At 74.0% G+C, this 11,892-nt stretch carries 12 protein-coding genes; 4 read left to right on the top strand and 8 right to left on the bottom strand.

Translation table 11 applies throughout. The annotated features are described in order from the left end of the window. Nucleotides 1-15 precede the first annotated feature (15 nt). The 3 genes from AB0L37_RS31190 to AB0L37_RS31180 form a co-directional block, all read right to left on the bottom strand. Complete coding sequence (locus AB0L37_RS31190; protein ID WP_365512877.1) at nt 16-2,148, bottom strand: xanthine dehydrogenase family protein molybdopterin-binding subunit; 2,133 nt, start codon at nt 2,146-2,148, stop codon at nt 16-18. Between the two features lie 77 nt (nt 2,149-2,225). Beyond that, nucleotides 2,226-2,546 carry a hypothetical protein gene (locus AB0L37_RS31185; protein WP_365512874.1) on the bottom strand — a complete coding sequence of 107 codons (321 nt, stop codon included), beginning with the start codon at nt 2,544-2,546 and terminating at the stop codon, nt 2,226-2,228. Nucleotides 2,547-2,575: 29 nt separating this feature from the next. Further along, nucleotides 2,576-3,055 (bottom strand): DoxX family membrane protein, encoded by a 480-nt coding sequence (locus AB0L37_RS31180; RefSeq protein ID WP_365512871.1) that lies wholly within the window; start codon nt 3,053-3,055, stop codon nt 2,576-2,578. A 90-nt stretch (nt 3,056-3,145) separates the two neighbouring features. Between AB0L37_RS31180 and AB0L37_RS31175 the strand changes: the two genes are divergently transcribed. Beyond that, the gene (locus tag AB0L37_RS31175) at nt 3,146-3,760 is read left to right on the top strand and encodes a TetR/AcrR family transcriptional regulator (protein WP_365512868.1); all 615 of its coding nucleotides are present in this window, start codon (nt 3,146-3,148) and stop codon (nt 3,758-3,760) included. Continuing rightward, on the top strand, nt 3,757-4,752 hold the full coding sequence (locus tag AB0L37_RS31170; protein WP_365512865.1) for an EamA family transporter: 996 nt from the start codon (nt 3,757-3,759) through the stop codon (nt 4,750-4,752). Before AB0L37_RS31175 ends, AB0L37_RS31170 begins: the two co-directional genes overlap by 4 nt. Here the strand turns inward: AB0L37_RS31170 and AB0L37_RS31165 are convergent. The 3 genes from AB0L37_RS31165 to AB0L37_RS31155 are packed head-to-tail and all read right to left on the bottom strand — an operon-like array spanning nt 4,739 to nt 7,280. Then, complete coding sequence (locus tag AB0L37_RS31165) at nt 4,739-5,410, bottom strand: 3-oxoacid CoA-transferase subunit B (protein ID WP_365512863.1); 672 nt, start codon at nt 5,408-5,410, stop codon at nt 4,739-4,741. The two genes, AB0L37_RS31170 and AB0L37_RS31165, sit on opposite strands and share 14 nt — an antisense overlap. Further along, nucleotides 5,407-6,078 carry a 3-oxoacid CoA-transferase subunit A gene (locus AB0L37_RS31160; RefSeq protein WP_365512860.1) on the bottom strand — a complete coding sequence of 224 codons (672 nt, stop codon included), beginning with the start codon at nt 6,076-6,078 and terminating at the stop codon, nt 5,407-5,409. The genes AB0L37_RS31165 and AB0L37_RS31160 overlap by 4 nt, the downstream gene beginning before the upstream one ends. After that, the gene (locus tag AB0L37_RS31155; protein ID WP_365512857.1) at nt 6,075-7,280 is read right to left on the bottom strand and encodes a thiolase family protein; all 1,206 of its coding nucleotides are present in this window, start codon (nt 7,278-7,280) and stop codon (nt 6,075-6,077) included. The genes AB0L37_RS31160 and AB0L37_RS31155 overlap by 4 nt, the downstream gene beginning before the upstream one ends. A 94-nt stretch (nt 7,281-7,374) precedes the next feature. Here AB0L37_RS31155 and AB0L37_RS31150 point away from each other — a divergent pair, with 94 nt between their 5' ends. Next, nucleotides 7,375-8,262 carry a LysR substrate-binding domain-containing protein gene (locus AB0L37_RS31150; protein ID WP_365512855.1) on the top strand — a complete coding sequence of 296 codons (888 nt, stop codon included), beginning with the start codon at nt 7,375-7,377 and terminating at the stop codon, nt 8,260-8,262. A gap of 57 nt (nt 8,263-8,319) precedes the next feature. Continuing rightward, entirely contained in the window at nt 8,320-9,540 is a 1,221-nt protein-coding gene (locus tag AB0L37_RS31145; RefSeq protein WP_365512852.1) for a hypothetical protein, read from the top strand. Here the strand turns inward: AB0L37_RS31145 and AB0L37_RS31140 are convergent. Together AB0L37_RS31140 and AB0L37_RS31135 are read right to left on the bottom strand one after the other, a co-directional pair. Then, complete coding sequence (locus AB0L37_RS31140) at nt 9,524-10,411, bottom strand: carbon-nitrogen hydrolase family protein (RefSeq protein WP_365512849.1); 888 nt, start codon at nt 10,409-10,411, stop codon at nt 9,524-9,526. The two genes, AB0L37_RS31145 and AB0L37_RS31140, sit on opposite strands and share 17 nt — an antisense overlap. Before the next feature lie 9 nt (nt 10,412-10,420). Further along, nucleotides 10,421-11,845 carry an APC family permease gene (locus AB0L37_RS31135; RefSeq protein WP_365512847.1) on the bottom strand — a complete coding sequence of 475 codons (1,425 nt, stop codon included), beginning with the start codon at nt 11,843-11,845 and terminating at the stop codon, nt 10,421-10,423. Nucleotides 11,846-11,892 lie beyond the last annotated feature (47 nt).

The following is an 11,892-nucleotide window of genomic DNA, read 5'->3' as shown; positions in this document are numbered from 1 at the left end:
CACGCCGGCCGGCCCTCATGCGGGCGTTCGGCCGGGCCCAGGGGGCGGGCAGGCTCCGGGCGTCGCGAGGATGCGGTCCGGGGTGAGGGGCAGTTCCCTGAACCGGACGCCCGTGGCGTGGTGCACCGCGTTGCCGATCGCCGCCGCCGTCCCGACGATGCCGATCTCACCGATCCCCTTGCTGCCCATGGGGTTGAGGTGCGGGTCGTCCTCCTCGATCCAGTGGGCCTCGACGGCGGGCACGTCGGCGTGGGCCGGCACGTGGTACGAGGCCAGGTCGCACTCCGCGAAGTCCCCGAACGCCGTGTCCAGGGTGCTGCCCTCGGTCAGCGCCATGCCGAGCCCCATCGTCATGGCGCCGACGAACTGGGCATGTGCCGTACGGGAGTTGAGGATGCGGCCCGCCGCGTAGACGCCGAGCAGCCGCCGCACGCGCACCTCGCCGGACACGCGGTCCACGCCGACCTCGGCGAAGTGGGCGCCGAAGGCGTGCCGGGCGTACCCGTCCTCCGCGTCGGCGGTCCCGGCCGTGTCCGCCGTGGCGGTCAACCCGTCGGCGGGCACCGGCTGCCCGGGGCGTTCGGCGAGACGTGCGGCCAGCCGCGTACAGGCCTCGTGGACGGCCCAGCCCCAGGAGGCCGTGCCGGACGAGCCGCCGGCCAGCGGCGCGGCCGGCAGGTCGCTGCTGCCGATCTCGGTGCGTACCCGGTCCAGCGGGACGCCGAGCGCGTCGGCGGCGACCTGTGCGAGGACGGTACGGGCCCCGGTGCCGATGTCGGTGGCGTTGACGCGTACGACGAAGGTGCCGTCGGGGTGGGCGTGGGCGCTCGCGGTGGACGGCGCGACGAGCACCGGATACGTGGCGGCGGCCACCCCGGTCCCGAGCAGCACGGCGCCGTCGGCCGAGGAGCGGGGGCGCGGATCCCGGTCTTCCCAGCCGAATCTGCGGGCGCCCTCGCGCAGGCACTCCGCGAGGTGGCGGCTGCTGAACGGTTTGCCGCTGTCGGGCTCGCTCCGCGTGTCGTTGCGCAGCCGCAGTTCGACGGGGTCCATGCCGAGTTCCTGGGCCAGTTCGTCGATGGCGGACTCCAGCGCGTACATGCCGGGCGCCTCGCCCGGCGCCCGCATCCAGGAGGGGCTGGGCACGTCGAGCGGGACCACGCGGTGGGTGGTGCGGGCGTGCGGGGAGCCGTACATGACGCGGGTGGCCGCGGCGCCCGTCTCGACGAACTCCTTCACTCGGGAGGTGTGCGCGGTGACCTCGTGCAGGACGGCGGTCAGCGTCCCGTCGGCCGCGGCGCCCAGCCGCACCCGGTGCAGGGTGGGCGAGCGGTGGCCGACGACGGCGGCCAACTGCGGCCGGGGCAGGGCGAGTTTGACGGGCCTGCCGGTCTCCCGGGCCGCCATGGCGGCGAGCACCACATGGGGCCGCGGGGTGCCTTTGGCACCGAAGCCGCCGCCCACGTGCTCGGAGACGACCGTGACCCGGTCCTTCGGCAGGCCGAAGAGGCCCGCGAGGACGTCGCGGACGGTGGTGGCGCCCTGGCTGGAGTCGTGCACGGTCAGCCGGCCGTCCCGCCACCGCGCGGTCGCCGCGTGGGGCTCCATGGGGTGGTTGTGCAGGGGAGGCACGCGGTAGGCGACGTCCACTCTGACGGGCGCCTTCGCGAACGCGCCCTCGGGATCGCCGCGCACGTGCTCGTCCCGGGCGCCGTCGTCGTCCTTCGGCACGTACGCGCCGGGGTGATCGGCGCGCAGCGTGACGTCGTGGGGTTCTTCGGCGTACGTGACCCGCAGCGCGGCGGCGCCCTCGCGCGCCGCCTCCAGGGTGTCGGCGACGACGAGCGCCACGTACCAGCCCCGGTGCGGGACACGGGTGTTCTGGAGCACGGCGAGCGTCGCGTCGTCCGGTTCGGCGAGCCTCGGGGCGTCGAAAGGGGTCAGCACCCGGACCACGCCGGGGACGGCGAGCGCGGGCGCCGTGTCGATCGCGGTCACCGTCCCGCGTGCCACGGTCGCCGGGACCGGCCAGGCGTGCGCGCAGCCGTCGGGGGTGTGTTCGGCGGCGTAGCGCGCGGCGCCGGTGACCTTCTGCGGGCCTTCGCGGCGCGCGGCCGGGGCTCCGAGGGAGCGGGGGTCGTCCGGCATGGCGTTGTCTCCCTGGTCGCGTCGTACGGGGCCGCCCCTCAAGACTGGTCCAGGTCACGCGGTACGGCACGCCGGGCTCACGCGGGGTTGTCCACCCCGGTCACCGCGGGCGGCCCGAGCGGCGCGTCGTCGGCGTCGAACCCCACGTCGCGCAGCGCCGCCGCGACGCCCCGTACGGCTTCGGCCTCCGCCTCCCGGCTCGTCCCCGCGGTCACCTCCACGCGGGCGCTGAAGGTCCGGTCGTCGTTGACGGTGAGGACGTCGATGTCCTCCTCGCGCCCGAGTTCCGTGTGGTGCGGGTCGGCCGGGCGCAGCCGACGGGCGAGGCCGGCCCTCGTGTCGTCGTCCGGCGCGCGCAGGAACGTACCGGGCACGGTGATGACGTAGGTGGTGGTCACGGGATCGGCCGTCCTCTCGCGTGGGCGGGTCAGCGGTGCCGGGCGACGCTCTTGCGCACGGTCCTGCGACCGGACGCGGCGGCGCCGCGGACGCGGTGGGCCGCCGACGGCTTGCCGTGCGTGTCGGCCGCCGCGATGAGCAGGCCGCCGAGCAGCGAGACGTTCTTCAGGAAGTGGGTGCGCTGCTGGGCGCGGCGCTCGGGGTCCTTCTCCTTCCACCAGGCGTGTCCGGCGAGCGTCGTCGGCGCGAGCGACCCGGCGAGCGCGAGGGCGGCGACGCGCGGCAGCCGGCCCGTGGCCAGCAGCGCGCCGGCGCCCACCTGGACCGCCGAGTTGATCCGGACGAGCTGCTCGGGGTCCTCGGTGAGTTTCGGGACCCTGGTCGCGACGGGGACCGCCACCGGTTCGGCGGCGGGCGCCACCCGGGCGGGGGCGCGCAGCGTGGACAGACCGCCGACGACGAAGACGGACGACAGCATCGGGCGTGCGCATTTCCTCAGTACAGCCATACCGAACCGACTTCCCCGGCTTCCCGACCTCAGTCACCCTGGTCGCAAGGAGATAGATAGACTGGTCTACCCAGTAATACGGGAGTGCTGATGACGGACACGGAGAAGGCCCCGGGACGGCGCCCCGGCAGGCCGCGGGGCGTCGCGCGGCAGCGGTTGCTCGCCGTCGCCGCGCGACGCTTCTATGCGGACGGGGTGGCCGCCACGGGCATCGACACGATCACCGCCGAGGCGGGCGTGGCGAAGATGAGCCTCTACAACAACTTCTCCTCGAAGGCCGAGCTGGTCCGCGCCTACCTCGACGCGCGGCACGAGGAGTGGCTGGGGCTGTACCGGGCGCGGCTCGCGCAGACCTCGGGCGGCGGCCGCGAGGGCGTGCTCGCCGTGTTCGACGCGTACGCGGATCACGCCTCCTTCGCGTACGAGCACGGGTTCCGCGGGTGCGGACTGCTGAACGCCGCCGCCGAACTGCCCGCCGGGGACGAGGGACGTGACCTCGTGCGCCGGCACAAGGAGGAGGTGGAGGGGCTGCTCGCGGGGCACGTGGCGCGGCTGCTGCCGGGGCGGGACGCGCAGGCGTCAGCGGTGGCCGAGCATCTGGCCTTTCTGCTGGAGGGTGCCATGGCGCGGGCCGGTCTCGAAGGCGCGGGCACCCGTGTCGCGCACGCCCGGGCGATGGCGGCGGATCTGGTGGACCGCCTGTGAGCCGTACCGCCGGGCAGAGCTCCGGGTCGGTGGGCGTCGGGTCGTTGTGCGTGCTGGTGGCGTCGGTGCTGTGGGGCACCACGGGAACCGCGGCGACGTTCGCGCCCGCCGTCGGGCCCCTGGCGATCGGGGCCGTCGCGATGGGCATGGGCGGACTGCTGCAAGCCCTGGTCGCCGCGCCGCGGATCGTACGGGAAGCGCCCCGGCTGCGGGCGCGGCGCGGGGTGGTGCTGCTCGGGGCGCTCGCGGTCGGCGCCTACCCGCTCGCGTTCTACAGCTCCATGCGGCTCGCGGGGGTCGCCGCGGGGACCGTCGTGTCGATCGGCTCGGCCCCGCTCGCCTCGGCCGTGGTGGAGCGCGTCGTCGACAAACGGCGCCTGACCCGGCGCTGGACGGCCGGCGCCGCGCTCGGCCTGACGGGCGCGGCGCTGCTGTGCGTCGCCGAGGCGGCCCGGGCCCACGCGGGGTCCGGGTCGCGTTCCGTCGGGGCGACCGTGCTCGGCGTGGGGCTCGGGCTGGTCGCCGGGCTCACGTACGCCCTGTACTCGTGGGCGGCCCACCGCCTGATCAGCGGCGGGATCAGCTCGGGCGCGGCCATGGGCGTGGTCTTCGGGATCGGCGGGCTGCTGCTGGTGCCGGTGCTGGTGTGCACGGGCGCTCCGCTGCTCGACTCCTGGTCCGCCGCGGGCGTCGGTCTCTACATGGCGCTCGTGCCGATGTTCCTCGGTTACGTCCTGTTCGGCTGGGGCCTGGCTCACGTACCGGCGAGCACCGCGACGACGCTGACCCTCCTTGAGCCCGCCGTCGCCGCCGTGCTCGCCGTCCTGGTGGTCGGCGAGCGGCTGCCCTCGGCGGGGTGGGCGGGGATCGCACTGGTCGTCGGATGTCTCGCGGTGCTGACCGCGCCGCGCCGCGCGGCCGGGCGGTCCCGGGCGGGCGGCGCGGACGAGGCGCTCACCGGTCGGCCGCTGACCGACGTCACGAACCGCTGAAGGTCAGCGGGACGTCCAGCCGGGCGGTCAGTTCGTCGGGCGTGATGCCGAACGTGCGGGCGACGGTGACCCCTTGGGGCGTGAGGTCGAACACCGCGAGGTCGGTGTAGACGCGGTCGACGCAGCCCAGGCCGGTGAGGGGGTAGGTGCACTCGGGCACCAGCTTGGGCGTGCCGTCCTTGGTGAAGAGGGTCATCATCACGAAGACCTTCTTGGCGCCGATCGCCAGGTCCATGGCGCCGCCGACGGCGGGGATGGCATCGGGCGCGCCCGTGTGCCAGTTGGCGAGGTCGCCGGCGGCGGAGACCTGGAAGGCGCCCAGGACGCAGATGTCCAGATGGCCGCCGCGCATCATCGCGAAGGAGTCCGCGTGGTGGAAGTACGCGGCGCCGGGCAGTTCGGTGACGGGGACCTTGCCCGCGTTCGTGAGGTCGGGGTCGATCGCGTCGCCCTGCGCGGCCGGGCCCATGTTGAGCATGCCGTTCTCGGTGTGGAGCACCACCCCGGAGTCGGCGGGCAGATGGTCGGCGACGAGGGTCGGCTGGCCGATGCCCAGGTTCACGAAGGCGCCGTGCGGGATGTCGGCCGCGATGAGGGCGGCGATGTCGTGCTTGCCGAGCGGGGCCCGGTCGCTGGTCGGTCGGGTCGTCGTGGTCATGCGCGGGCCGCCTCCTGCACCACTCGGTCGACAAAGATGCTCGGGGTCACGACGGTCTCCGGGTCGAGCGTGCCGGTGTCGACGATCTCGCGCACCTGCGCGATCACGGTGGTCGCCGCGGTGGCCATGACCGGGCCGAAGTTGCGGGCCGTCTTGCGGTAGACGAGGTTGCCCATCCGGTCGGAGCGGTGGGCGCCGATCAGCGCGACGTCGCCCTTGATCGGGTACTCCAGGACGTAGGCGCGGCCGTCGATCTCGCGGGTCTCCTTGCCCTCGGCGAGCAGGGTGCCGACGCCGGTGGGGCAGTAGAAGGCGCCGATGCCGGCCCCGGCGGCCCGCATGCGTTCGGCGAGGCTGCCCTGCGGGACGACCTCCAACTCGATGCGGCCGCTGCGGTACAGCTCGTCGAAGACCCACGAGTCGGCCTGGCGCGGGAAGGAGCAGATCACCTTGCGCACCCGCCCCTTGGCGAGGAGCGCGGCGAGTCCGGTGTCGCCGTTGCCCGCGTTGTTGGAGACCACGGTGAGGTCCGTGGCGCCCTGCCGGATGAGCGCGTCGATCAGGTCGACGGGCATCCCGGCCATGCCGAACCCGCCGACCAGGACGGTCGATCCGTCCTCGACGCCGGCCACGGCCTCGTCGGCCGTGTCGCACAGCTGCGTGGTCATCGGGTCCCTCCGCTCACGTTCTCCAGGACCACGGCGAGCGCCTGGCCCACTCCGATGCAGATCGCGGCGACGCCCCAGCGCTCGCCGGACGCGCGCAGCCGGTGCGCGAGGGTGCCGAGCAGCCGTCCGCCGGACGCGCCGAGCGGGTGGCCGAGCGCGATCGCGCCGCCCTTCGCGTTGACGGTCCCGGGGTCCACGTCCCACGCGTCCACGCAGGCCAGCGACTGCACGGCGAACGCCTCGTTCAGCTCGACGGCCGACACGTCGGACCAGGTGATCCCGGCGGCCTTCAGCGCCCGGTTCGCCGCCTCGACGGGCGCGTAGCCGAAGTCCTGCGGGTCGAGCGCGGACACGCCGCGGCCGGCGATCCGGGCCAGGGGGTCGGTGCCGATGTGCGCGGCGGCCTCGCCCGAGCCGAGCAGGACGGCCGAGGCGCCGTCGCTGAGCGGCGACGCGTTGCCCGCGGTGATGACGCCGTCGGGACGGAAGACGGGCTTCAGCGCGGCGAGCTTCTCCGGGGTCGAACCGGGGCGGATGCCCTCGTCGCGGTCGAGGACGCCGCCCTTGCCGTCGATGTCGACGGGCACGACGAGGTCGTCGTAGAAGCCGTCGTTCCAGGCGGCGTCGGCGAGCTGGTGCGAGCGGGCGGCGAACGCGTCCTGACGCTCGCGCGGGACCGAGAAGCGGTCGGCGAGCTGTTCGTTGGCCTCGCCCAGGGAGACGGTCCACTCCTCGGGCATACGCGCGTTGACCAGGCGCCAGCCGAGCGTGGTGGACACGGCCGTCATGTCGCCGGCCGGGAAGCCCTTCGCGGGCTTGGGCAGCACCCAGGGCGCGCGGGTCATGGACTCGACGCCGCCGGTGAGCACGATGTCCGCGTCGCCGGTCTCGATGGCGCGGGAGGCGATGATCGCCGCGTCCAGGGAGGAGCCGCACAGCCGGTTGACGGTGGTGGCGGGCACCGAGGTCGGCAGACCGGCCAGGAGTACGGCCATCCTGCCGACGTTCCTGTTGTCCTCACCGGCGCCGTTGGCGTTGCCCCACACGACGTCGCCGATCCGCGCCGGGTCGAGCGCGGGCGTCTTCGCCAGGGTGCCGCTGATGGCCAGCGCGGCGAGGTCGTCGGGGCGGACGGACGCGAGCGCGCCCGAGAACCGTCCGAAGGGGGTCCTTGCTGCTGCGTACAGGTAACTGTCGGTCACTCCCTCACCGTAGGAGCGTCCTGTTCATCGCGTCCAAGACCTAGTCGGCATGAATTGATAAGGGCTCTTTATGGGTGCTTGTAGGGTGGGCCGCATGGAACTGCGTCAGCTCCGGTACTTCCTCGCGCTCGCCGAGGAGTGCCACTTCGGTCGCGCGGCGGCCCGGCTGCACGTGGCGCAGCCGGCGCTCTCCCAGCAGATCAAGCAGTTGGAGCGGGACCTGGGCATCACCCTGTTCCACCGCTCCACGCGCCGCGTCGAGGTCACCGAGGCGGGTCGCCATCTCACCGGCTACGCGCGGGCGCTGGTCGCCGAGGAGGGCCGGGCCAGGACCCATATGCGCGAGCTGGCGACAGGCCACGCGGGGCGGGTGCGCGTCGGGTTCATCGGAACGGCGACGTACGACGTGCTGCCGCGGGTCGCCCGGACCGTACGGGCCGGACTTCCCGGGATCACCATGGAGTTGCGCGGCGAGCTGCTCACCCCGGAACTCGTCGCGGGGCTGCACACCGGCGCGTACGACCTGGCGGTGGTACGCGGCGCCGTGGCCGATCCGGAGATCCGCCTCACGCCGCTGCGCTCGGAACCGCTGGTGGCCGTGCTGCCCTCGCACCATCCGCTGGCCGGGCGCGAGAGCATCGCACTGGAGGCGCTGGCCGGGGAGCCGTTCGTCATCCACCCCTCGCAGCACCGCTCCTCGATGTACGACCGGGTGCTCGCGGCGTGCGAGCGGGCGGGGTTCCGGCCCGCGTCGCTCGTGGAGGTCGGCGAGACGGCCACGCTGGTCGTGTTCGTGGCGGCCGGGCACGGGGTGGCCCTCGTGCCGCAGTCGGTGCAGAGCCTCAGTCTCGACGGTGTGACGTATGTGCCGCTGGCCGCGGCCGAGTCGGTCGATCTGGTCCTGGCGCGGCGGGCGCAGCGCAACTCCCCCGCCGCCGAGCAGGTCGCTTCGGTGATCGAGGAGTGCGTGAGCTCCCCGTGAGCGCCTCGTGATCGCCGGGCGGCCGGGGTACGCTGCCGGGCGTCGAGGGGGTTGATCATGTACAGGACCACGGGGACACGGACCCGGGGCGCGGCAGGAGCCGTCGCGCTGGCCGCCGTGCTCACGCTCGCGGGGTGCGGGTCGGGCTCCGGGCCGCAGCCGCGTGCCGGCGGCACGGCCTCGTCGCCGAAGGCCCCGGGATCCGCACTGAGCTGGGATTTCGCGCACATCGCCGACTTCCACGGGGAGATCTCCGACCTCGCCGTGCTGGCCGAGGACGACGTGTGGGCGGTCGCGAACGAGAACAGTGTCCAGGGCGCCGACCCCTATCTGCTGCACTTCGACGGCGCGCGGTGGCGGCGGGAGGAGTTGCCCGACGCTCTCGGCGCGACCGACCATCCGCCGGAGTTCGAGGAGATCGGCGACAGGGCGCTGTGGCTGCGGCCGAGGGCGGCGCAGGCGGGCGGCGGCCCGCGGGCGTGGGCGCAGTGGGACGGCAGCCGGTGGTCCGCGGTGCCGGATCCCCCGCCGGACACGGCCGGGGACCTCGAGGCCACCGCGCCGGACGACATCTGGGCGCTCACCGCGGAGCAGACCGCACGGCACTGGGACGGTGCGCGCTGGACCTCGTACCAACTCCCCTACCCGGCGTCCGACTTGGCGGTGGTCGGGCCGGACGACGTCTGGGCCGTGGGCAGCCGGTCGACGGGGCCCGGTACGGAGCTGGGGTACGGCGAGCGGTACGCGCAGCCCGCGTCGACGCACTGGGACGGCTCGGCCTGGGCGTCCGTCGAGGCACCGACCGCCCGCTTCGAGAAGCCGGTTCCGCCGGAGCCGAGCGCCGGGCTCGGGCAGGTCGTCGCCCTGGACGGTGGCGAGGTGCGCGCGTACGGCATCAACTCCTTCAACCACGGCGAGGTCGAGCCCGAGCCCTCCGACGAGCACATCCGGCTGCGCTGGGACGGCACCCGGTGGGCCGACCAGGAGCCCGCGCCGGGGCAGTGCGCCCTGCGGACCCCGGTCGGCCAGGACGCGGACGGCCTGTTCCTGGACGGCAATTGGTATCTGACGGACGACGGGCGCTGCGTGAAGATCACGCGTCATCGCCTGCCGCTGTCGACCGGGGCCCGCAAGGGGTCGAACCAGTCCCTGTGGCTGACGGAGATCCACCGGGTCCCGGGCACCGACGAGTGGCTGGGCGCGGGCCACGTCCAGGTGAACCAGTCCGGCGACCCGTTCAACGCCCCGGTCGTGGTGCGGCTCAAGCGCCGGGGCTGACCTCCGCGGCCCAGGCCGGCGGCGCGAACGACCCTCCGTACAGCGGGAGTTCGATGTCCTGACCGTAGCGGGCGAGCTGGGCCCAGGGGCGGTTGATGCCGGCGGAGCCGTAGCGGCGGACGCGGGTGACGGCGTCGAGGTCGAGGACGTCGACGAGGACCTCCTCGCCGGATCCGGCCTGCTGGCGGACGGTGCCCTCGGGGTCGACGATCGCGCTGGCGCCGACGCCGCAGGGGTCCGCGGCGTTGACGTTGACGACGTAGAGCTGGTTGGTCCACGCGTTGGCGCGGGCCATGACGAGTTCCATCTCGCGGTCACGGGTGGTGGTCAGGGTGGGCTGGAGGATGACTTCGGCGCCGAGCCAGGCCAGCTGGCGGGCCGTCTCGGGGAACGAGCCGTCGTAGCAGATGGCGAGGCCCACGCGGCCGACGTCGGGGATGTCGAAGACGACGAACTCCCGCCCGGGGGCGGCCTGTTCGTAGGGCTGCCAGGGGAAGACCTTGCGATAGCGGGCCGCGATCTCGCCCTGCGGTGAGATCGCGAGGGCGGTGTTGTGGACGGTGCGGCCGTCCTCGGCGCGCTCGAAGACACTGCCGGGGACGAGCCACAGGCCCGTCTCCCGGGCGAGGGCGCCGAGCCGGTCGGTGAGCGGGCCGGGGACCGGGACGGCGACCTGCTCCATCCAGTCGGCGGGGCCGCGACCGAGGAGGGGACCTTCGGCGGCGAGCAACAGCTCGGGCACGACGACGAGTTGGACGTGCGGGAAGAGGTCGCGTACGGAGCGGACCTGCCCGGCGAAGCGCTCCCAGCTCGCTTCCGGGTCGTGGGGGACGGGGGCGGTCTGCAGGGCGGCGATGGCGAGTGTGCGCATGAGTGGTGGTCAGTCCTCGGTGACGGTGCGTTCGACGACGGCGGTGCGGCCCTCGGCGAAGAAGCGGCGGTAGCGGGTGCGGACAGTGAGCAGCGCCAGGGCGCCCACCGCGAGGGAGCCGACGCCGAGCAGGAAGACCCCGCCGACGCCGTGGAAGGAGGTGCTGCCGTACGCGGGGTCGTACATGTCGTGGGCGCTGCGCGCGAAGGCGGCCAGCATCATCACGCCGCCGAGCAGCGGGAGCACGCCCTTGAGGAACAAGTCCCTCACAGATGTGCGCAGTTGGCGGCGGAAGTGCCAGACGCAGGCCAGCGCGGTGACGCCGTAGTAGCAGGCGATGAGCAGGCCGATGGAGAGGATCGCGTCGCCGAGGAAGTCGGCCGACGCGGCGGTGAGCAGGACGAGCAGGGCGGACGCGGCCACGCCGTAGAAGAGCGTGCCGAAGACCGGGGTGCGGTGGCGTGGGTGGATGCGGGTGAAGGCGCGCGGCAGGGCGCCGTGCACGCCCATCGACAGGGTGCTGCGGGAGCTGCCGAGCACGCAGGTGAGCAGGGCGGAGACGGCGGAGACGCAGACGGCGAGCTGCACGACCTTGGCGAGGGCGGTGCCGAGGACGGGGGTGGCGAGGGTCGACAGGACGTCCGCCGCGTTGTCCGGGTTGCCGAGGCCGAGGCCGGTGGCGCCGGTTCCGGCGAAGCCGATCGCGGCGAAGCCGGTGAAGAGATACGTGCCGAGGAGCACGAAGGTCGAGATGAGTGCGGCGCGGCCGGGGATGCGGTCGCTGTCGCGGGTCTCCTCGTTGACGGTGATCAGGGCGTCCCAGCCCCAGTAGATGAACAGGCACAGCAGGACCGCCTCGGCGAACGCGCCGAACCCGTCGAAGGCCGTCGGGTCGAGCCAGGCGAGCGAGGGCGCGGCGGCGCCGTCGCGGGCGAGGGCGACGACCCCGAAGCCGAGCAGGGCGACCAACTGGAGCCCCATCAGGACGTATTGGACCGAGGCCGCCATCTGCACGCCGCGGTACGCGATCGCCGTGACGACGGCGAGGAGCAGCACCGCCGTGGCGGCGACGGCGGTGCCGTCCGCGGCGAGGCCGTGCAGCCCGAGCAGATCGAGGAGGTAGCCGGCGCCCACCTGCGACAGGGCCGCCATCGCAATCAGCGTGGCGATCTGCGGGACCCAGCCGCCGGCCAGCCAGCCCGCGTGCGACCCGAAGGCGCGGGTGGTCCACACGAACGTGGTCCCGCAGTCGGGCATCTCCCGGTTGAGCTCACGGAACGCGAAGGCGGTCAGCAGGATCGGCACGAAGCCGAGCAGCAGGGCCGCCGGAGCGAGGTGCCCGACGACCAGGGTCACGAAGCCGAGGGTGACGGCGATGCTGTACGCCGGGGCGACGGACGACAGGCCGAGCGCGACCGCGCCGAGCAGCCCCACGGATCCGTCGCGCAGGCCTTTGCCGGACGTACCGGCGGGCGTTGCGG

This window comes from Streptomyces sp. NPDC052225 (assembly GCF_040679615.1).
Lineage (GTDB): Bacteria > Actinomycetota > Actinomycetes > Streptomycetales > Streptomycetaceae > Streptomyces.
The sequence above is the reverse complement of the archived record's forward strand: the minus strand, read 5'-3'. Positions and strand labels throughout refer to the sequence as shown.